The 22,978-nt window shown below is 42.0% G+C and carries 20 protein-coding genes; 15 read left to right on the plus strand and 5 right to left on the minus strand.

Features of this window, described 5'->3' with window-relative positions:
- Positions 1-7 precede the first annotated feature (7 nt).
- The 5 genes from JW881_07205 to JW881_07225 form a co-directional block, all read right to left on the minus strand.
- The gene (locus JW881_07205) at positions 8-1,534 is read right to left on the minus strand and encodes a hypothetical protein (GenBank protein ID MBN1697284.1); all 1,527 of its coding nucleotides are present in this window, start codon (positions 1,532-1,534) and stop codon (positions 8-10) included.
- A gap of 16 nt (positions 1,535-1,550) precedes the next feature.
- Positions 1,551-2,435 carry a hypothetical protein gene (locus JW881_07210; protein ID MBN1697285.1) on the minus strand — a complete coding sequence of 295 codons (885 nt, stop codon included), beginning with the start codon at positions 2,433-2,435 and terminating at the stop codon, positions 1,551-1,553.
- Positions 2,436-2,494: 59 nt separating this feature from the next.
- Entirely contained in the window at positions 2,495-3,445 is a 951-nt protein-coding gene (locus tag JW881_07215) for a leucine-rich repeat domain-containing protein (GenBank protein MBN1697286.1), read from the minus strand.
- 148 nt (positions 3,446-3,593) lie between these two features.
- Positions 3,594-5,129 carry a radical SAM protein gene (locus JW881_07220; GenBank protein ID MBN1697287.1) on the minus strand — a complete coding sequence of 512 codons (1,536 nt, stop codon included), beginning with the start codon at positions 5,127-5,129 and terminating at the stop codon, positions 3,594-3,596.
- Entirely contained in the window at positions 5,126-5,518 is a 393-nt protein-coding gene (locus tag JW881_07225; GenBank protein MBN1697288.1) for a tautomerase family protein, read from the minus strand. The genes JW881_07220 and JW881_07225 overlap by 4 nt, the downstream gene beginning before the upstream one ends.
- Before the next feature lie 191 nt (positions 5,519-5,709).
- On the opposite strand from JW881_07225, the gene JW881_07230 reads away from it, so the two are divergent.
- The 15 genes from JW881_07230 to JW881_07300 all read left to right on the plus strand — a co-directional run bounded on the left by JW881_07230 (position 5,710) and on the right by JW881_07300 (position 22,037).
- On the plus strand, positions 5,710-6,510 hold the full coding sequence (locus tag JW881_07230; GenBank protein ID MBN1697289.1) for a tryptophan-rich sensory protein: 801 nt from the start codon (positions 5,710-5,712) through the stop codon (positions 6,508-6,510).
- A gap of 263 nt (positions 6,511-6,773) precedes the next feature.
- Positions 6,774-7,565, plus strand: coding sequence for a hypothetical protein (locus JW881_07235; protein MBN1697290.1), 792 nt, complete (start codon positions 6,774-6,776; stop codon positions 7,563-7,565).
- 97 nt (positions 7,566-7,662) lie between these two features.
- Positions 7,663-8,457: a SagB/ThcOx family dehydrogenase gene (locus JW881_07240; protein ID MBN1697291.1), complete on the plus strand. Its 795-nt coding sequence runs from the start codon at positions 7,663-7,665 to the stop codon at positions 8,455-8,457.
- Between the two features lie 2 nt (positions 8,458-8,459).
- Positions 8,460-10,055 carry a hypothetical protein gene (locus tag JW881_07245; GenBank protein ID MBN1697292.1) on the plus strand — a complete coding sequence of 532 codons (1,596 nt, stop codon included), beginning with the start codon at positions 8,460-8,462 and terminating at the stop codon, positions 10,053-10,055.
- Positions 10,048-11,130 (plus strand): TOMM precursor leader peptide-binding protein, encoded by a 1,083-nt coding sequence (locus JW881_07250; GenBank protein MBN1697293.1) that lies wholly within the window; start codon positions 10,048-10,050, stop codon positions 11,128-11,130. Before JW881_07245 ends, JW881_07250 begins: the two co-directional genes overlap by 8 nt.
- Positions 11,131-11,161: 31 nt before the next feature.
- Positions 11,162-12,097 carry an ABC transporter ATP-binding protein gene (locus JW881_07255; GenBank protein MBN1697294.1) on the plus strand — a complete coding sequence of 312 codons (936 nt, stop codon included), beginning with the start codon at positions 11,162-11,164 and terminating at the stop codon, positions 12,095-12,097.
- Entirely contained in the window at positions 12,094-13,182 is a 1,089-nt protein-coding gene (locus JW881_07260; protein MBN1697295.1) for an ABC transporter permease, read from the plus strand. The genes JW881_07255 and JW881_07260 overlap by 4 nt, the downstream gene beginning before the upstream one ends.
- Positions 13,183-13,185: 3 nt before the next feature.
- The gene (locus tag JW881_07265) at positions 13,186-14,445 is read left to right on the plus strand and encodes a hypothetical protein (GenBank protein ID MBN1697296.1); all 1,260 of its coding nucleotides are present in this window, start codon (positions 13,186-13,188) and stop codon (positions 14,443-14,445) included.
- A gap of 8 nt (positions 14,446-14,453) precedes the next feature.
- Positions 14,454-15,134 (plus strand): ABC transporter ATP-binding protein, encoded by a 681-nt coding sequence (locus JW881_07270; GenBank protein MBN1697297.1) that lies wholly within the window; start codon positions 14,454-14,456, stop codon positions 15,132-15,134.
- Between the two features lie 112 nt (positions 15,135-15,246).
- Complete coding sequence (locus tag JW881_07275) at positions 15,247-16,383, plus strand: ABC transporter permease (GenBank protein ID MBN1697298.1); 1,137 nt, start codon at positions 15,247-15,249, stop codon at positions 16,381-16,383.
- 14 nt (positions 16,384-16,397) lie between these two features.
- A complete protein-coding gene (locus JW881_07280) occupies positions 16,398-17,150 on the plus strand; it encodes an outer membrane lipoprotein-sorting protein (GenBank protein MBN1697299.1) in 753 nt (250 codons plus the stop codon).
- A gap of 2 nt (positions 17,151-17,152) precedes the next feature.
- The gene (locus JW881_07285; protein MBN1697300.1) at positions 17,153-18,484 is read left to right on the plus strand and encodes a hypothetical protein; all 1,332 of its coding nucleotides are present in this window, start codon (positions 17,153-17,155) and stop codon (positions 18,482-18,484) included.
- A gap of 82 nt (positions 18,485-18,566) precedes the next feature.
- Positions 18,567-18,866: a hypothetical protein gene (locus JW881_07290; GenBank protein ID MBN1697301.1), complete on the plus strand. Its 300-nt coding sequence runs from the start codon at positions 18,567-18,569 to the stop codon at positions 18,864-18,866.
- Positions 18,867-19,047: 181 nt separating this feature from the next.
- On the plus strand, positions 19,048-20,274 hold the full coding sequence (locus JW881_07295; protein MBN1697302.1) for a B12-binding domain-containing radical SAM protein: 1,227 nt from the start codon (positions 19,048-19,050) through the stop codon (positions 20,272-20,274).
- A 389-nt stretch (positions 20,275-20,663) separates the two neighbouring features.
- Positions 20,664-22,037 (plus strand): YcaO-like family protein, encoded by a 1,374-nt coding sequence (locus JW881_07300; protein MBN1697303.1) that lies wholly within the window; start codon positions 20,664-20,666, stop codon positions 22,035-22,037.
- Positions 22,038-22,978: the final 941 nt, after the last annotated feature.

The following is a 22,978-nucleotide window of genomic DNA, read 5'->3' on the forward strand; positions in this document are numbered from 1 at the left end:
CGCCACCCTACTGCCCCAGAATATAAAACCAGAAGGCGCCGTAGATATTCACGGCGATGGAGAAAAGGCAGACGGGAAGCAGAAACAGATGATTTTTCCTGAATGTCCGTCCAAAGAAAAAGAGAAGGAGGGGTATGAGATCGACGCTGAAACGGTATCCGAACTGGTACCACCCGTTCGATGCGTGAAGAAGCAGGCAGAACCAGATGCCGAAAACGGCGAGTGCCGAACACACGACCTCGCAGGCGGGTATATTGTCCTCTTCCCGAAAAGACAGGCCGCGAAGAAAACGGGTAACCGGGCCGTCTTTTTTTTCGCCTGACGGATTATCAGCCGGTATATTGTCGTCTTCCGGCGCCCCGTTCTCTCCGGTAATGCCGGCGCCCTCAGTCATACCGTCCCGGTTTTCATGTACGGCGACGACACCCGAACCGTCCGTTTCGACGGCCCCCTGTGTATCCGCTTTTTTGCCGGACGCCGCCTTCTTGAGTGAAAGAACCGCTTTCTTCAGAAAAAACGCGAACCCAAGAAGAATCACCGGACTCGAAAACCACAGGCCCGTACCGGCGCCGTGGAAACTCAGAATATTCTTTGCGGCATCCCATTCCGGGGGCTGGATGAGGGCATGATAGATGTTTGTCGGGAAATAATGAAGACTGATAACACCGTGCTCCAGTGTGCTTTCCCACGGAAGATACGAATGACCGATTTCCAATATCGAGTCGAACCTGATATAATTGTAAACGGCGTAGAACAGTCCCGGAGGAATGAGTCCCGCGATCACAAACAGCAGAGAGGAAATTTTCGGGAAGCGTTTATATGCATGGTACAGATAGAACACGGTCATGATAAGATAAAACGGCCTGCAGCCCACGGCAAGCGCGAGGCAGAAACCGCCCGCCGGCAGCATGGCCGGCCGCTCGGAATAAAGCAGGATGAAAACGGACAAAACCGCAAAAAAGAGACCGTACAGCTGACCCTGATGCCAGACTGCACCGGAAAGCGAAAGATAGCATATCGTCGAGCCCCAGAAAAAGGAAAAGCTGACAAAGTAACTGAGATAACGGTTCCCGGTAAGCTTGAGCAGGATAAAAAAGGAAAGAAGCATGGCCGCCCATGTAAAAACAAGAAGAACAAAGGTGTTCGGGGTCTCCCGCCCGAATATGAGGGCAAAGGGAAACTCGATGAACGTGGGAGTGGGGGGAAAACTGATATAGACCTTGTTCTTGTATTTGGCGACCTCGTGGTAGGTGATCTCGTTCTCCGGATCGGTATTGCCGTTCAGATAGTCAAACGCCCGGATCTTCGACCGCCATTTGCCGTCGCGAAAATCGGCCAGGGAAACACTTCCGTTTTGCCAGGCCAGGGCCTGGAGGGTATGCTCGTCATAATGGGAATGATGTGTAATCGAATGACCCACGGCATAAAGCATGAAAATCCAGAATACGAGCGATACCGCTGCAAAAACAATAAAATCCGGAGTAAAAATACCGGATTTCCCCCGGTGTATACTGATACTGTCATTCAAACTCATTTACCGCTGATCCGCCTTATTCGCGATCCGGAATGTCTCCGGGCGTATCCCGCCCACTTCCGGGCGTATCCCGCCCACTTCCGGGCGTATCCCGCCCACTTCCGGGCGTATCCCGCCCACTTTCATCCTTCTCCTTTATTCCCTCATCGGGATCCTTGTACCGTGCCTGCTTTTCAAGACGCCTGGCGACGACAAAATAAATAAAGCCGGCGATAACGACAACAACGATGATGATAATGTAAAGAAAGATCGCCCCTTCATCCTTCTTTTCCAGCTTTGGTTCTTTTTTCTCTGCCTCGACCGGCGGGCTTTCCGGTACCGTATCCATCACCGTCACCGTGGCGTCCGGGGGAATTTCCTCGACCTCCGTCATTGAAATATCATCGAACCAGGCTTTTCCTGTATTTTCGGAACCGTAGTTGCCGATACCGAGCATTATCTCGATGGTTTTCGTTCCCTTGCCCGTGACAACGTATAAATCCGCTTTCTGCCAGTTGGGGTTGTCGCCCCGAAAATCACCGGCGAGTTCAAACTTGTTGATAATGCTGATTCCCGCGCCCTCCGCGTCCGTACCGACCTTTTCAGTCCTTACCCACCCGCTGATACAATAACGTGTATTTTCCTTGACTTTGATCGACTGCACGAAGTATGCGTGGTTTTCCAGGATGTTGTCCACGAAAATGGAGGTATTTCCGGTGTGGGAAACCGTTCTGTCGACACCCCATAACGTCACTGTCGGCTCCCATTTCCAGCCCTTCCTTATCCAGTCCGTCGGATTGACATCGGTCCCGACCTCTTCGAGGTCCTCGAAAGACGGATTGCTTATGATATTTTCCGCTGCATGTAACGGTGAAAATGTTATTAATAAAACAACAAAAAAAAGTAACGATTGTGGTTTCATAGTTCATTTATATCATTACACAAAACGTAACGTCAAGAGGAGACGGCCGCGGTGCCGCATCAACACGATATGGTGTCCGTGACAACGATAACCCGCATTTCATGCAGCCGCCGGAGAAGCGCTTCATTGTTTCCCGCCGCGCGGTTGTGACTGATATCGAGTACCCGCAGCCCGCGCAATTCAGTCAACGATTCGGGAAGCGAAACGAGCCCATTGTACTCGAGATGCAGTTCCTCACAATCGGCCAGCCGCCGTATCGAGGACGGAAGCTTACCGATCGCATTGAAACCGAGGTTGAGGACCTTGAGATTTTTCATATCGCAAATGACTTCCGGAAACGATTGAATTCCGTTATGACTCACATCGAGGTATCTCAGGTTCACGAGGGCTTCGAACCAGTCCGGCAATGAAGTGATATTGTTATAGCGCAGATTCAATCGTTTGAGACGGTTCATTCCCGAAAGCTGCTTCGGTATACGGGAGAGATCGTTGTTCGAAAGGTCGAGGCTTTGAAGCCCCTCCATTTTTTTCAATGAGGCGGGAAAACCGCGTATGGTGTTGAACCCCAGATCGAGAATCTCGAGCCGTCCGAGGCCGCAAAGACAGGCGGGAAATTTCTCGAGATCCAGCACATTCAAGTGCAACTCAGTCACGTTCCCGTTCCGGTCGAAGACGACTTCGGAAAAACAGGCGGGGCGGCAATCGAAGGTCAACCGTCTGTGTCTGCCGGCCGATATTTCACGGTCGATTCTCTCGATGATTCGCGCGTCATGCGGACAGAGAAAATGGGAGAGAAAATCCGTAAACCGAAGCGATGAACCGAGAATGTCGTAAAAATAGATAAACCGCTTGAGAAGCGGGAATACGGCGAGCGGACCCTTTTCCTTGAACGCCCGGACAAAAAAATCGTCCAGCATCTCTTTTCCCAGTATACCCAGATCCCCCCGTGAATACAGGGCGTCGATATCGCCGATGTTCAGTGAATCGAGTATCGATAGTATCCTTTTCACTTTTTCCCGCCGCCCGCTCACGCCGATGGTCCCCACGGCATCGCGATCGGTGTTAAAAACTCGTCCATTTCAATATATAACTATAGCAGCACTATGGTGATTTTTCAATCTTTCCGCGGGCATCTTCCGAGTCAATAAAACCGATTTTTCAGGCCGTCATTCCCGTAGTGTTCAGTGCGAAAAGGGGAGCGTGATTCGAATCAAAAAACGGCGGCGTGGCGCCGAGTATTCCGGCAATCGAGGGGTTTTTACCGAACTCTCGGTCGAGAAACCTCCTGATCAGGTTCCGCTCCCATCCGGACGGGTGGATAAAATCGGCGTACAGGGAGAGATCGCCTTCGTAGTTGTTATGTTTTTCGAACATACGGTGTCCTCCGCCGCAAAGCGGCATATTAAAAATCGAGACATGCATCCAGTCGAGTTCACGGCGGTGCCGCATGCAAAAGTCGAGCGTCCTCCGTGCGTCGTCTATCGTCTCGCCGGGCGTTCCGAAGAGAAAATACGCATAGACGGCGATCCCGACCGCTTTCAGGTTTTCAAGCACCCGTGACGCGCGTTCGATCCGGAACCCCTTGTCCATCCGGTCGATCACGCCCTGTTCGCCGGACTCGATCCCGAGTTTGAGCATGACGCACCCCGATTCCTTGAGCCGCCTTGTAAAATCGGGATTTTCGAGGTGTTCATCGATCCGCGCATACCCGTACCAGGGAACCCCGGGCGGGTCTTCGGCTATCGCCCGAAGCAGCGGCACGCTCATCGCGTTGTCGAGAAAATGGATCAGGCGGGGCCTTTTCCTTTTTATAATACCGCCGATGTGTCCGAGTGCCTCGGCCGGCAATTCAGCCCGATACGGATTTTTCTCCGCCTTTTCCGGGCAGAAGCTGCAGCGTCTCCAATAACAACCCGATGATGCGGCATAGGGGAGTATATACGGGGGAGAAAGATAGTCGTCCAGGGGGAAATCGTCATACACCGGGGGAAAAGTCCCGTCCCCGGCTTTTTCGCCGAACCATCGGAGAAGTTTGATTTCCGCCGGTCCGTCGATACACTCGTCGATGAGCCCCCGAAAGGGATTGTTCCATGAAGGATTCCGCATCCACGATGTAACAAGACCCCCGCCGAGGATAACGGCGAGCCGGGGGTACCGCTTTTTAAGCAATCCGATCATGGCAAATGCGGTGAGGGCCTGACTCAAAAAATTGAGGGAAATCCCCACACAGCGGGGCTGATATTCATCAAGAATCCCGGGCAGCCGGCGTGAAAACCAGGGATAAAAAAGATTCGCTTCCGGCGTCTCCGCGGCACGTATGAGATCCCCGCTTTTTGCCGTCGAGAAACGTTCGTCCTTGTAATCGGAGAGGCTGAGGCGGACAGGGCTTCCTCGTGACGACGCCGCAAGAATGCGATGAAGATCCATGACCGCCCGTTTATACCGGTCGATGCCGAGGTAGGTATTCGGGCTTCTCAAGGCGGAAAGGTCCCTCGCCTTCCGTTTTTCCGCCTGGTAATACCACGTATCCTTCCAGTCGTATTTTCTTCCCAGCAGAACGAGAATGCCCTCGACGTTCGCGTCCCACACCCTGTGAGGAATATTCCGGGAAGCAAGCAGTCCTGCTATCTTCGCAATGCCGGGCGGCGGTTCGGATGGTTTTACCAGGGGCGGAAAGATGAGGAGCGTTTTCACACGACGGTCGAGTAACCCAGATCGACTTCGTCTGCCGGGATACCCCCGCGGATCCCCCAATTCTCGAGGGGTTGCTCGATGAGGAGGATAAGACAATCGGTCTTCGGCACACCGAGGCGTTCCAGTCCCGCGACCATATCGGCATATAACATCTTTTTCGTGTGTTTTTTTCTTCCGGGAAAAACGGAAATCTCAATCAATACGTATTTATCCGATTTACCGGGCGGTATTTTCCAGTCATTCCCGTCGAACTCGAACAGCCGCTGGTTAAAATCCCATGAGGGTATTTTAAAAACGGATTCGAGCGAACGGTGGACCGCATCGTGCAGCCCCTCCTTTTCTTCCCTTGTCCAGGCGTTTTTGAGAATATGCAGTTTGACAAGCGGCATGATACTCCTCCGATATTTTTCCGTTTATTTATATCATATAATGGTGATTGTCTGCAAGGGGAAACAAATATAACGAGAAATCCGCCTTACCGATACAATAAATAATCGCAATCGATGATTTACCTTATTCTCTATTTTTACTATACTGGCTATCGATCGCTTCAATCTTTCGACCGGTCAAGGAGGATACCATGAAAGCAAAACAACTGATCCTGACAATCGGGTGCGTTCTGTTTCTTGCCGCTACCCTCGTTGTCAATTTTCTGGCAAACGCCCTTCCCATCAATGGCAAATCCACGGGCGAGCTTTCAGACAACATTTCTAATCTCTTCGTTCCCGCCGGCATCACCTTTGCCGTATGGGGCGTCATCTATCTTCTGCTCCTTCTTTTCGTCATCTACCTCATCGTCCTTCTCGTCATGAAAAATCCGCCGGAACTTCCTTTTCTCAATAAAGTGCAGGGCCTTTTCATCATTTCATCGATTGCCAACATCGGATGGATATTCGCGTGGCATTACGAACAGATCCTTCTTTCTTTTGTCATTATGCTCGTCCTTCTCGCCTGCCTGTTGATGCTGTATCTTCAGATCCGTAAAAAATCTCACTTTAACGAATTATCCCTGAGGGACCATTTTTTTGTTTCCCTTCCTTTCAGCGTTTATCTCGGATGGATAACCGTGGCAACGATCGCGAACGCCACGGCAGTCCTTGTTACATTTAAATGGGACGGATTCGGCCTGTCGGAGACCTTCTGGACAATCGCGATGCTTGTTATAGCGGCGGTCGTCGGGCTTCTCGTCCTCCTCCGGGAGAAGGATATCGCATATAACGGCGTCCTCATCTGGGCTTTTCTGGGGATCGTCATAAAGCGGACGGACCCGGCATACACGTCGAATATACCGGTCGTCGCCACCGCGTGGGCTGTCCTGGGGGTACTCGCGGCCGGTATTATCGGACTGATTGTGTTCAGGATGATCTGGCAAAAACCATGAAAGAAAAAATTCCTCTAGAAATCGTTTACTCCGGTTGTCAAGAGATGTTTATCCCTTAAGTAACAGGGTATTCGCTGATTTCGTATTTTTTCCGCAATACCTTGACAAATTCAACAATGTGGGATATAGTCGAAAAAAATCGTTATCGGAAATAATTATAGGAGTTCGGAGTGATCAACAAGCCTTCACTTTCTCGTTTAAAGAAATATAGATGTACTTTGCTATACGTTTTCTTTATATTACTACTACTCATACCATTCTCCTTGTTTTCTTTTCCCCAAGCCGAGATCCCGCCGGAACTCGAATCAGAAGACGAGGATATACAACAGCCGACCATAGCTGATTTTACCGAGGGCGATATTTATATCAGTATATTACCCGATCCCGCAAAAATCGATTCATATTTTAATTCGGAGAAAGAGGTTCAACAATATGTAAAAAAAAGTAATACAGTTGAGGAATATCTCAATGCGGCGATGTATTACCATTTCAATGCACTGGATGTCATCGATGATCTGGCAAAAGATAAAAACAGTAAAAAGAAATATCTCGATCTGGCAATCGGATCTATGGAAAAAATATTGGCGATCGAACCTGATAATGCGGTTTATACGGCTTATTACGCTGGAATCCTCGGTGTGCGGGGAGGTTATACCTCATACCCGGCATTACTTCAATATTCCAACAGCTGTCTGAAATATTTTACAAAGGCAGTCAGAATGGATCCGTCAAATCCTGAAGTACGGATGCAGCGATTTCTCAGTCTCATATATTTCCCCTATAAGTATTATCCGTCATTGATCAAAACAATCGAAAAAGATCTTAAAATCGTAGAAATGTGGATAACCCAGGTAAGCGATGCCGCCGCTACAAACGAACAGCTTAAGGATTACGCCGCATGGCTTATCAACACCAGGTATCAGTGTTATTATCTTATCGGTAACTATTATTTCAGTGAAATGAAGAAAAAAGAAAAGGCCGGAGAATATCTATCAAGAATACCGGAAGAATCGACTTATTATAACGATGCAAAGAAAATTATTGATAAACTATAAGCCGGGGAAGACAGATAGCGTCCGTCCACGCTTTCAATGACATAAATAATTTATGTGTGTGCCATGAATTGAATAAAAAGCCCCGAAAGGAAAATACATGTACAATAAAGAAAACATGACATTTTTATATGAAATATTTCATGAAAAAACGAAACTTAATGAAATAAATAATGATGAAATGGGCTTAAGGATATACGGTCTGTATCAGGAACCGTATCTCCTCTACGCAATGTCACAGACATATAAAGTGTATCCTTACAAGAAAAAATTCAAGCTGGAAAAAGAATTCGAGGAGAAATACGACTTCCACGATGTTGTCATAAAACGATGTTCAACCCGCGAATTTGTAAAGCATGATATCGGCATTCATGAGTTGTCTCAATTGTTTTTTTTCAGTTATGGGATCACTCATTCAATTAAAACATCGGTTTATGGAGAAGAAAAAGTCCAGTACTTCAGGGCGGTTCCATCCGGCGGGGCTTTATACCCTTTGGAAATGTATATCGTCCTCCTGTCAGCCAGAGATATACCCGCGGGGCTTTATCATTATAATGTTATCGATCATTCAGTGGAATTACTTTCGGCGGGCGACTACCGCGCGGACATGTTGAACATTATGCCGAACCAGTTTTCACTTGACACCGCATCCGCAATTGTCGTAATCTCTGCCATTTTTAGCAGGAACACAATAAAATACGGTGAAAGGGGATACCGCTTTGTACTGCTTGACGCCGGTCATCTGATGCAGAATGTCCATCTCTCCGTAACATCGATGGATCTCGGTTGTTATGCCGTCGGTGGTTTTTCTGATGACGGCTTCAATGATCTTTTCAGCCTGGATGGATACAAGGAAACGGCTTTATACGCGTCCGTTATTGGTAAAAGCAAATGAAAATGCTCGTTAAAACCACACATGAGAAGATTGTTTTCTTGAGACAGATATTTTCAGATTTTCTTGACGGGAATATTTCAAGAATCAAGGATTTCATTCGGGAATATAACGAGAAGCAGAATGATTTTTCAATCCTCTACCACCTCTCGATTATTTTTGAAGATTATCTGAAGAACAAAAAACAACCTTACGGTCTCGTCACATCCGGATATGTAATTATTTCGAGCCACCCGGTCGACGTCAAATGGAATGAGGATTTCATTCAATATTATACAAGAGTTAAAAATTGGCTAATCGAACAATTCGGCTACACCGATGACATGTTCAATTTCGTCATTGTTCATATCGACCGTAATTATTCATTTGTGCCACGTACATATCTGTATAAAGACAGTAACGCAGCCAGAATCGGTTTATATTCACTTGAGGTGAAAAAAGAATATATCATTCATGAAATCGTCCACGCACTTTCTTTTATAAGGGACCGCTTTTCATCAGAATTATTATGTTATTATGCCGAACTCACTGGACTGGGCATAAAAGAAACGTATTACAATGACAATAACAAGAATCTTGATGTCTCAACGACGGACGTTCTTATCTACAACAGGGAAGAACTTCCCGATATGTATAATATTTTTTACGGCTATAAACAGGGTGAAGCGGTTGAGATACAAAATATTACTCTTTTACCTTTTTATCTCGCCTATCTGTACAATTTCCTCGTAAAAAAAGCCGGGCATAACCGGATCATCGGGTTTATAAAAGAGATCGATTCATATAAAAGCACAAATGAAAAGATGGATTTTTTCTTTCAGCAATTCAACATTAAACTGAAAGACATCGGCATGACAATAAAAATGGAGCTTATTGAGTTAAAAAACAACCAGCGCGTCGTGCCGAAAGAAAAAGACGATATCAAACATGTTTATCAGGCACTGATCGAAAACGAATTCAATCAATTGATTTATTTAAAAACATTCCTTAAGAAGTTTTCCTCAGAAGATGATATCAGGTACAGGATAATGTGGGCCAACATTGATTTTAAAATGTATAAATCATACAAAATGTGCGGCGAAATCAACAAGGAACTCCTCAGGCAGATATATCGAACAATCAGATCCATAACGGAGGAAGACGACACCCAGTACGATGCATGGATACTGCTTTATCATGTGATAACCGAGTATATAATTATCAATTATAAATTCAACATAAAGGAAGACCTTTCGAGGTTGAAAAGAGTTGAACAAAATCTTCTGGATGAAGTGAAGTACGTACTGGATAAAATAGAGACACTCGACAGCGGCAACATACAGACAAAGATCGTTTATGGAAATTTCAATCTGTTTTATCCTTTTTTTCTCGGTGCCAATGCAAAAAAAGGCATCTCCTATCTGGAAGCTGCGCTCGAAATGGATAATAAGAACAAGGACGTTTATTTTTCGCTGATCTTTTATTACGACCTGAAGAAAAACAAGAAAAAAGTGAATGAATGGATTTCAAAATACAATAATAATTTCGAAGACACATTGCAATATGAAACAATCAAACAAATTGCACAACAATACCTGAGTAAGGAGAGATTTTATGAATGAAAAGTACACATTAAAGAAGATTGACATCATTGAAATGGAAAACAATGTCATCCAAATCAGACAGTTCGGTAGAATCTACCTCTTTGAGTTGGAATCCGAGGAATATAAAAAAGAATTTTTAAAATGCCTGCCTTTATTCGACGGCAATACCGATATGGAAAGCATTAAAAAACGTATTGCCCTCCCCGCCGAAGAGGCACAAAAGATAATAGACAATTTTATTCAATTCCAGCTTATTGAAAAATCGGACAGGGAAATTTCGAAAACAATACCGGGCGATTATCTGAAGTTCTACGAGAATGCATTCACCGTGTTCGACACATCCGTCTTTAAAACAAGGGATACATGTATAGAAAGTATATATAATACAGGTGTGACAGTCATCGGCACGAATAATCTGTCGCTTGAAATCGTCAATATATTGATGCAGTTTGGATTTGTCAGAATCAACGTGATAGCATTACCGGATCAGGCCCCTTTTGAAAGAAATGACTTCCATATTCCGTACGGCGGCGTCAATATCGAACAGATACCAATCGACCGCTTGAGTGAATTAAAAACAGGACAACTCAATCAATTCGTTATCGTTCCCGCACTCCGGTATGACAGGGAATTTTTTTCCTCGATCAATGAGGTGTGTGTCAAAAACAATATCAAATGGATGCCGATGTACTGCGAAGAGGACAGGGCGTTTATCGGTCCGGCTATCGTTCCGCGAAAGACCGCGTGCTTCAAATGCATGGATCTTCGGTTGATTTCCAATATCGAAAACAAGAATGCCTATAACGCCTATATCGACTTTCTTGCAAAAAAGCGTAAAGAATATACGCAAATTGTTTCAAATTATCGGCTGACCGCAATTAATTTCATCTATGATTTTATCAAAGTGATTACGGGCTATAAATACGCCCGAACGTTCAACAATGTGATGTGCGTGAGTTTTTATGATAATGAAATATCCTTTAACAGTCTGTTGAAATTCCCAAAATGCCCCGTATGTTCCAATGTCGGCAGAAAAAATACGTATGATAATTATTCTTATATCACTCTATTATCGGCATTGAGTGAAGATTGATCGAAATATTTATAAAACAGGATATAACAGCATGTATAAAATACGGAACCTGAGTTCGGGTTATGGAAAAAATCTAGTAATTGAAAATCTCTCACTGACAATCGAAGACAATAAAATTATCGGGATACTGGGACCAAACGGTTCGGGCAAGACGACCCTCCTTGAGACAATCGAATGTATCAAGGAAAAAAAAAGCGGCAGCCTTGTCTATAATGATAAAGAAGTCGATGAAAATTTCAAAAACAATATCGGTATCCAATTTCAAGCAGCGTCCTTTTACCGAAAATTAAAAGTAAAAGAAATATTTGATTACTTTGCGGCTTTTTTTAAAAGCAACGCAAATGTAAAGGATTTGATGGCGAAATTCGATCTTCTTGTCTGTAAAAACAAATATTACGAGCATTTATCGGGTGGCATGAAACAAAAAGTCGCGGTAGCAATCGCCTTACTAAACGATACGGCCGGGCTTGTTTTCCTGGATGAACCGACCGCGGGAATGGATGTTTTTTCAAGAAAGAGGCTGTGGAAAATAATCAAAGATTTGAGGGGCGAAGGCAAAACCATTGTCATGGCTACCCATTATATCGAGGAAGCCGAAGCGCTATGCGATATTGTCGTCATTCTTTCAAAGGGTCAGCTTCTCGACAAAGGAACAAAGCAGTATCTGATAGATAAGTATTGCAGGAATCATCATCTTGAAATAGAGATTTCGGGTTCCGTCAATTACAAAGACCTCATGAACCGCTTCGGTTTCATTAAAAATATAAGAAAAACAAGCAACGGATTTCTTGATATCACGATAGATTCGACGGTAAAACATCAAAGCTATTTTAGCGATTTAATGTCATATTTTACCGCATCCAATGTGGTTGTCAATTATCTGAATCTCAAACAGCCCAGCCTTGAAGAAGCCTTTATCAATATGTGCGGATACAAACTCGATGAAAACGGAGATCTGACTGAATGAAAAATATCGTCACTTTAATCGGAATGGAACTCAAGTTGTTCTTTCGGGAGAACGTAAATTTAATTTATGTCCTATTTCTGCCGGTTTTTTTTCTCCTGTTCCTCGGTTTTATTTTTAACAACCCCAATTATACGGCAAAAACCGCCGTTATCGATATGGATGCTTCACCGCCAAGCAAACAATTTATCGACATGATTTCCACAAATCCTTATTTTGAAGTTAAAACGGTGATATCGGACTCGACCATGCAGCCGGAACAAATCCGGAACAGTTATGATGTCGTTTTCACTATCCGGAACGGATTCGAAGAATTAATCAAAAAAAAAGAAGTAACCGGTATCGAGGTTTTAATTACATCGACGGATGAACAGAAAGCCACAGTCGACAGCAGTATGATCGTTTCACTGATGGCGGAAGCAAATCTCGCCATTCTTTCCCACGATTCATTGATTTTCGCGGATTTTACGTTCCTGCACGAAACATTTAATTCTTATGTTGAATTTCTATTACCCGGACTGATTGTCATGATTATCATGTCGATGGGCTTTTTTAACATCGGATTAAAATTGACAATATACAGGGAATTCAACCAGATAAAAATACTTTATGTCCTGCCAATAAAAAAATATCATTTTCTGATCGTACAAATTACCCTGAGTGTGATTATTGTTCTTATGCAGATCGTCATCCTATTTACAATAGGGAAATTCGTCTTTAATACGAGACTTCCGGGAAATCCCGTTTTATTCATATGGAGTTTACTTCTTTCTATGATCATGTTCCTCGCGGTCGGTTTCATGATATCGTCATTTTTCAGAAATTACATACAGGCGATGACATTCATCAATATGCTTTATCTGCCGCTGCTTTTTTTATCCGGCATCTATTTTTCTCCCGATATGATTCCGGGTGTATTTAAATACATGTTATACATTTCTCCGGCCTTTTACGGCGTCAGTCTTGTCAGAAATTCATATCTTGGGTTTTTCAATCTCGAGTCTTTTTTATTAAATAACATTGTGTTAATCGCGATAAGCGTCATTGCGGTGATCGTATCTATAAAAAAATTCAAGTGGAGTATATGAAAAATGAACGACAGGCATTCGGTTATCCTGCTTACGGTTATTTCCATTTTCTTTGTTTGCAGCACAGCAGTCCGGGCGGAAAACGGAGAAAAACCGTCAGACATGGAAAACCTCAAGGGAATTACAAAATATATATCCGCCGAAAGCTCTCTCTGCTGGGATATAATGAGGAAATATTCGGGAGAAGAAGAGTTCTATTCGATATTATTCGATAAATACGCCGGTTTTTCCTTTAGTTATCTCGATCTGGCATTGACCGGAAATTACGGAATCAGCCTCCTGGGAATCGTGAACTTTCCTCTTTTGTACGCCGGTATTGCACTAAACAATATTTTTACCGAATATACTCAACTGGAATTCGATGTAACGGCGTTGCTTCTTTTTATGGGAAACATTGAAGATCTGGACGATAATCCGGACACCGATGAAAACTTTTTCGGCCACCACATCACGCCGAGGGCACTCATCAATTTTTTTCCGACGCAAACGACGACAATGACACTCGGCTACGGGTGTAACATCAAACTCTATCAGGATGACGAAACCAAAAACACGGATTTCACGATCAGAAAGAATGTATTCGAAAACATCTTCATTTTCGATTTTTCATACAGCACGCTAAAATACAACTCCGGCGCCGATGTGAATCTTCATGCAGATTTCTACCTCATGAACGATGATTACTCATGGGGATATGAGAATGAAAACAAGGAGCATAAATTTCGATATTCGATCGTTCAAAAAAATACAATCAGATTCCCCATTGAACCGCTTAACGCTTCATATATTGAGTTCAATCTCGAAGGATATTACTCAATGTACGAAAAACTCTATTACGGAGAAACAAAACTCAACCTGGAAACCAATAATGATTACCGCAAATGGTTGAAAGGGTATCTTGACAGGGATATAACATTCTATAAAGCCCTTAAAGCCAATATAAATACAGAATTATTTTTTTTAAGCACGCCGCTGGTGGGAGACGATTTCTCCCGGACAACCCTTGACATGTCTCTCATATGCTCATACGACGCATTGTTCTATAATCAGGACATCGAAACGGTAAATTTTAATATCGATGATACAATAGTCAACGGACTCGGAATAAGCTGCAGGACGTACATCGACAATATATCGGAAAAAACCACACAGGAAATAACCATGGATATCGGACTGGATTACGGATTTGATGTAAAAAACCACGAAAACCGAAATGATCGAATTATTCCACGTGTGGGTGTATTATGGAAAATGGGTTATTAGGAAGCCGAATGAATATCAGAATAATGGATGTCACCAAGACGTACCGTCTTGGTAAAAACGAAGTGCATGCACTCAACGGAATATCACTTGAAATCGAAAGCGGCTGCTTTCTCTCTCTCGCCGGACCTTCAGGTTCAGGCAAAACAACACTTTTGAATTTGCTAGGATGTATTGATAGCCCGACTTCAGGAGATATATATTTTGAAGATCAAAACATCTGCCTGTTGAAGGAAAAAGCGCGGGGACATATCAGAAAAAATACAATTGGTTTCATCTTTCAATCTTTTAATCTGATCGAAACATTGAATGTTTATGAAAACGTCGAATATCCTTCCGTCGGTTCGCGGAAAGACGGCAAAATCATGAAAGAGAAAATCGAACACCTATTAAAAGAAATCGGCCTTATCGATCAAAGAAAAAGATTTCCCAACACGTTATCGGGCGGACAAAGACAGCGTGTTGCCATTGCCAGGGCGTTCGTCAATGATCCCGGCATTATACTCGCGGATGAACCGACAGCGAATCTCGATTCGGCCACAGGAGGCAGAATCATCGAATTGATGAAAAAAATGAATGAAGAAAAGTGTACCTCACTGATATTTTCGACGCACGATCCGTATATCATGGAAATGGCCGGAAAGGTTATCGAAATTCATGATGGAAAAATCAAGGAGACCCGAATTGTTTAAAACCTTTTCATATATCTTGAAAACATCGTTCAGAAATCTGCTACGAAACAAACGAAGAACATTATTGACGGGATCCGCTGTTATTTTAAGTACAATCGCAATGTTGTTGATAATGGATTACAATAAAACCGGCATGAGTTTTTACCGTGAAGGAGTCATTCGCGGTTCTTATGGACATATTCAAATTAAAAAAGACGGTTATCATAACGCGGAAAGTACATCATTAAAATATCTGCTAACGACCGAAGAAATCGACACCGTCCAGAAAACGCTTGAAAATAAAGAAATAAGGAAGCACATCACAGACATTCTGTTACGGATCAATTTTGCAGGTCTTCTGTTAAAGGAAGGGGATATTGATTCGACATTCATCGTCGGCAGAGCGATCAATCCGGATGACGAGGTCGGTGCGTATCCTTCATTGGCGTACCTTTATATGAAGGACGGCGAATTCCTGAGTTCAGACAGAAGGGGTGAAATCGTCATCGGTTCCGGCTTGGCCTCACGATTGCATATCAATGTAGAGGATGTCGTTTATATCTATTCGGTCGGGAATTACGGATTACCCGACATCATGGAATCAATGATCACCGGTATTATTGAATTCGGGAAAAAAGAAGTGGACGACATACTTGTCTATGCAAACATCGACGATATAAAGGAATTATTCGGTATAGCGGGAATTCATGAAATTGTTGTTTTTCTCGATAATACGGACAACACCGACGCAATATGCGACTATTTATCGAAAAAACTCGATGAGAAAACGTATGATATTATTCCCTGGCACGAACTTGCGACCGAATACAAGCAGGTTGCAGGATTTGTCGATCAACAATTTATTGTCACAATTTTCATCATCATTCTTGTCCTTGTTTTTCTTTCAACGAATACAATTCTGATGTCCGTCATGGAACGAGTCAATGAATTCGGCACGCTGAGAGCAATTGGTAGAAGCAGGTGTGAACTATCCTTAATAATCATTTTCGAAGGAATCGTTTTAGGGATTTTTTGCGTTGTCGCGGGAATCATTCTCAGTGTCGTTATCGTCAATATACTTAACGCCCTTTCCATCGAATTACCTCCTCCGCCCGGAGGAACGATCTCGTACCCTTTACTCATTTATTTATCCTTCGACAGCGTTGTCTATATATTAATAATTCAGCTGCTTACGTCGCTCATAGCCACAGTCTATCCGGTCATCAAGATATCCGGCATAAAGATCGTCGATGCATTACGATATAAATAACAAGAGGAGACAATATGAAAACCTTTTCAATAACATTATGCCTTATAATTGTATTGAACGGAATAGTGTGCGGACAATCAGGTGAAATTATTTCCAAAAATGAAAATACTATTATAAAAGAAGCGATGCAAGCCATCGATTCACTCCATAATCTGAATAATTTTCTGATCGATATAGAAATACAGACAATCAAAGGCGAAGAGACGGAAGGGAGAATGAACGGGATATGCCTTTTTAAGAATTTCGATGAATCCATTATCGTTATAAAGTTTCCGAAAAAAGATACGGGTAAAGCGCTTTTAAACAAGAATGCCCTTTTTTACATTTATTTCCCAAGTATTAGAAAAACCCAACCGGTCAATCCGACCTCAAAGCTATTTGGTAATTTCAATACCTCAGACGTTCTTAAACCCCCATTCAGCGACAATTATGAACCACATTATATCGATACGAGGGGAAATACACATATTATCGAATTCACAACGACAAACGAAAAAATGCCTTATCAAAAGCAGATTCTGTATTACGATTATGAAATAAAAAAGGCACGATATATAGAATTGTATTCAAAATCCGGAAAACTCATAAAAACTGCTTATTATGACGAATATATTGAAATAAACGGCATAACGTATGTTTCCACGATAAGAATCGAATCCGTTTTAGGACAGACATCGATCATGAAATTCAGCCGCTTTCAAAGCCGTGTTTTTCCCGAAAATTATTTTTCCCCTTCCGGACTGATTATCGTTGCAGAAAGTTTTTAACCATGAAAAAGCATTCCTGTATCCTTCTTTTATTGCTGTTATTCCCCCGTTTTTTTTTCGGAGAAATAAATACTGAGAATTCCTTAACCATATCTCATGAAGTCGAGTTTGATCATGTCGATCATGACAATCTTGTCAATAAAAACAACAAGCTCGAATTAAAGTATCTATATGACAAACAGAAAATCAATCTCGATTTCAACATCAAGGTTCCAGGCATATTCTTATTTCATATTTCTCCTTATTTTATCGGATTCGATATGGAAGATAAAAAATCGGCCGGGGTAAATGAGTTATTTTTTAAATACTTCAACACCGGTGTGGGCTTGCAGCTGACGGCAGGCAAATACATTATCAACAACACTTCCGGCAACATATTCTTCCCATTTAACTATTTTGACAATTATTTTGATTTCGGTAATATCTATGAAAAAAATTTTGACTCATCCGTTTCACTTTTCAATATATCGGCACATCTGAGTTTGTTTTTGGATGATTTAAGCGTCGATTTTTCAGCGCGATGGATTCCCGGTTTTCATTTTTCCGAAATGGCGGACATATATTTCCTCGCAACCTTGCAAAACGAGTTCGACAGGAATATTTTCCAGTTTGATCTTGGAATCGATATGTTTTGCGGTATTTCATTCAATATTCTTTATGCAATGATCGAAAAATCGTCATACGATTTTTCCGAAGGCATTTACAATGTATTTGGTGTGTCCAACTCAATAAGTTTCATCGAAAATATAATTCTCACAAATGAAATGACAATTTCAAACGGCCACCCACTCTACAAGCTTGTTTTTGAGAATTCCGGCTCGATTATGTATGACTACTGGATCGAGGAAGACATTTCGACAAAGAATACTCGATATTTTCTCGATTATATGGCAGGCATCGATCTCTTGCTGCCATACGATACAAAAATAACTTTTGAATATTACTATCATCAGAACGGGATGACCGGCGAACAATCCGCGGACCTGTTTAACGCGATGGGAAAAGTGTATGCGGAAGATAACGCAGGATACCTACTCCCCATTCAGGCGACATATTTGGCCTATCACACAGGCAACCGGCTAAAACAGCATTATATAGGAATGGTTGTTTCCAAATTGAATATTTTTAACACGCTGGACGTTCGCTCGACATTCATATATTCTCCTTTTGATCTTTCTTTCTCCAATATTTCTTATATCGGTGTAAATATAAATGAAGATATCAATGTCAATACAAACATGATTTTTAATATCGGTGAAAACAAAACGGAGTATGGATCGGCATTATATGACTTCATTCTTACGATCTGCTTTGAACTCAAATTGGATATGTAGCTGTTCCATAGCATTGTCGCTTTACTATAATATTACAAAGCAGTTTGCCGGTTTCATATTGCTTTACAGGAAACGGCCGTTAATGAAGAAACCATATCCGTTATCCATGATAAAAAAGGAGAACAATATGTCCTATGCCATAGTTGCATTAATTCTTGGAATTCTCGGACTGGGTACGGCACTTGCCGTTATATCCATTTATTTTTCTCACAACAGAAAGAAAGTAGCCGGGGGAGAGGGAGGCGGCCGGAAGATCGCCGAACTGGAACAAAGAATAAGCGAATTGGAGAACGACCAACGAATACAGGCTGAAACAATCGATACATTGAAGACCGATGTGGATTTTTACAAGAAACTTCTGAATGATAAATATTCGGAGTGAATAAGGAAGTAAAATGCCACTTTATTAAAATAATGAGACATGGTAAGGTAACGTAATGATACGTTCACATGATTCTTTTATCACAATTCCGGGATCAGAAATCAAGACCTGAAACGGTCGATATAATCCGCATATGGAAATCTTGTAAGATTTTTCCGACAAACGCAAAGGAGTGGTAATTATGACAATCGAACTGGTATCGATACTGCCGAATCCAATGGTAATATCGTTCGTTTACCCTATCTTAAGTATGCCGATGGTAGCAGCCCTCACGCCTGAGAACATCAGTGTAAACATCACCGAAGTAAGAAACGAGAAAGACATACAGGTCAAGGATATCGATCTAGTCGGTATCAGTGCACTGACCTATAACGCCGATATCGCATATAAAATCGCGGATATGTACAGAGAAAAGGGGATAAAGGTGGTCTTGGGCGGTATTCACGTTTCCACATTACCGGATGAAGCACTTATGCATTGCGATGCCGTTGTCATCGGAGAAGCGGAAAAAGTATGGACGACAATAATCGAAGATATTCAAAAAGGCACTCTTAAAGATACTTATAAAGCGGATGAACTTGCCGATCTGAGTATATTGCCGGAAACCCGTCTGGACCTCATGGATAAAAAAAATCATATGACATTGGGAGTTATACATGCGACAAGGGGCTGTCCGTTTAACTGTTATTTCTGCTGTGTCACCGAATATTTCGGCAGAAAATACAGATTCCGACCGGTTGATACTATCGTTGAAGAAATACAAAATTTAAAATCAAAGGGACTGGCAGGATGGGGGAAATTCATCATATTCAATGACGACAATATCGCAGGCAACAGAAAATATGCGAAGGAACTTTTTACAGCCCTGAAAGAGCTTAATATAAAATGGTCCGCACAAACAAACCTTTTTATTGCTGAAGACGATGAATTGCTGGATCTCGCAAGTAAAAGCGGATGCATCGATCTGTTTATAGGAATCGAATCGATCAATGATGAAAACCTCACGAAAATCGGCAAGACAATGAATAAACTTCAGAAATATGAAGATGATATTAAAAAAATCAAAAGCAAAGGCATAACCGTAACCGGGGCGTTTATCCTTGGGCTTGATTATGATGACGAAAGTTCTTTTGAAAGAACTATCCGGTTTATAGAAAAAAACGATATCGATATTCCGGTAATCAGTGTTTTAACGCCATTCCCCGGCACGAGACTCTATAAGGAACTGGAAAACGACAATCGAATCATCGACAGGGACTGGTCAAAATACGATCTTAACCATGTCGTATTCAAACCAAAATTAATGTCGCCTGAAGTACTTGACAGGAAATATAATGAATGCTACCGGATTATTCGAAACAGAATAAAAGCGGGATTGGATAAAAAAGTAAAATATATTCAGGAATAATTGTCCCTCAGGGATTGTTTTATATGACAAAATGACTTGCCGATGTATATTATCCAGAAAAGGTGCATTTTCTGCGGTACCGGATAGTGATAATACACGGGGAATAACGGCATTTTCTCGTTTCCTATATGAAGTATTCTTTTTTTCATATATAATTCAAAAAATGCTTGAAAAATATTACAGATCGTGTTATTGTTTACATCGATATCAGGAGAAACCAAGAAATCAGAATGTGTTATAATAAAAAAAATAATCCTGGGTTGTGTAAAAAAAAGCTATTAAGCAATTTTGTTACATTTAACATTTTTTACTCGTTTTTTATCGTACCCGGGCGGTATTAATGGAAAATAGAACAATAAATATTTAATCGATACGGAGTATGATTTATTATGAAAGTTGTAGAATACGACAGCGTATCACTCCATGATGAATTGAATGTATTGGAAAATTTCATCAATTATAAATATGGAGTTATCAAAAATTGCAGAGATATTGAAAAAAGTTATGAAGATCCGGATTTCTTTCTTTCAATGGCTTCACCATGCAAACCTTGGAATACAAATCTGCTTCCCGGAGAATATCTATTAGGCGACGGGAACGCGGTAAGTATCGATAAAACCGAAGCCACGTTAAGTGCCATTGGAGAATGCCTTGAACGTTATTCATCTGTGTTCTATAATAAAAATTTATTAACATTCGGCTCATATAACGAATTATATGAAAAAGACCATATATTGTTTGTCAATCCCGATGTTTTTGCCCTCTACTCACGAGAACAGAATATAAAAGACATGGATTTTTTTACAAAGGACCTGAAAATATACTGGACGGCAGGCATATCTTTATTGGACCGGAAGATCAAGATGGTACCTGCCCAGCTTGTGTATATGCCGTATTCGCCAAGCATAAACGAAGGGAATATTTATCCGGCAAATTCAACGGGTCTCGCTTTCGGGAGATCACTTGCCGAAACGATATATTCGGGTTTATGCGAAACCGTTGAACGAGATGCTTTCGGTATTTACTGGCTTAACAAGCTCGAATTCCCTCGAATCAAATTTCCGTTTGGTATTGACGAGATTGATTCATGGTATAAAAGATTATTCGGTGATTTTGATAATGAAATAAATGTTTTTGACATCACCTCGGATATAGGCTTTCCAACTTTCTTTTCATTGCTTAAAGGCAGAAAGGAATTCGAGGAACCGTTCATATCCGTCGGCGCATCTGCAAATATCGACCCGATCAAGGCAATCAAAAAAGCGATTCTCGAATCGTTCCATACGAGAAAATATGGAATAGGCCTTATGGTCATTGACAGAACGGGCCATAGCAAGGTATTCGGCGATTCGATGGATGCGATCAGAGGGAATACATTTCACCAGCATGTATTGCGGTATACGACAAGCATCATCGATCTGGAGGAGATATCCTTCTGTTACAGCCCCAAAAAAGAGATCGCCCTGGATGAAATCATGAAGAAACATGTCGTTACGGGAACGGATACGGTATCTCTTTTAAAACAAGGCTTAAAAAAACTTAAATCCTGTAAGTATGACATTGTTGCCGTCGATGTGACATCAGAAGATATCGCGGAAGCGGGATTCTATTCAATTAAAACCATGGCGCCCGGATTGCATCCATTGTGGGCCGGCGAAATTATCCCTCTCGGAGGAAAACGAATATACGAAGTCCCTCCTCGTCTAGGATTCAAGAAAAAGAAAATCGAAGAGATGAACACATATATTCATCCATTTCCATAATTTTAAGCGAGTGAATTTAACGGCGAAAACGATATATAGATGAGGCAATGGCTGCATTGTTTCATTTGATGAAAATCTGCCGTATATATGGCAGATGTCAATCCAGTAAAAGGAGGGTGATATGAAGGTTTCAAAGTTGAACGAAGTTTATGGACTTTCATCCGTCATGCAGGGAATGGTTGTCTGTACAGGATCCAGTACATGTACCTCGACGACCACAAGTACATGCTCGTCAAGTAGTTCATAAATGTGGAATACATAAGTCGATTATGTATGACATATTTGACACAAGGAGGAAAACATGAAAGTAACAAAACTAAACGAGGTTTATGGCCTCTCTTCAACCGTGAATGGTGTTGTCGTTTGTACAGGTAGTTGCAGCACCTCGACAACGACAAGCACGTGTACGTGTAGCAGCTCATAATCATGAGTTAAAAATTATGTGATAAGGAGGAAACCATGAAAGTGACAAAACTGAATGAAGTGTATGGTCTCGCAACATCAATGAATGGAATAGTTGTCTGCACCGGCAGTTGCAGTACTTCCACTTCAACATCTACTTGTACATCAAGTAGCTCATAATTTAGCTTTCTATATGGTGTACTGGTTTATTAATATCAAGCCAGTACACCATTATTGATGGTATTATTCTCAACCCCGGCCGTTTCATAAATAAAAATAATAAAGTGTTAACCCAAAACAAACCGGATATTCACGGTCTCGGAATGAAAAAGCCGACTGAAATTCTTTCCGGTACAAAAGCTGTGTTTTAGTGGTATTACGTATAAACATAAATTTCTATCAGACCGGACACATTATCCACATAAAAAAGGCAGCCTGCAGGCTGCCTTTGAGAAATGATACTGATGCCCGGTTTTTGTTAAAACCGATGGATTTATGAAAACGTTACCGTTTATGAAAACGTTACCGTTTATGAAAAC

This window comes from Spirochaetales bacterium (genome assembly GCA_016930085.1).
In the GTDB taxonomy this organism is placed as follows: domain Bacteria; phylum Spirochaetota; class Spirochaetia; order SZUA-6; family JAFGRV01; genus JAFGHO01.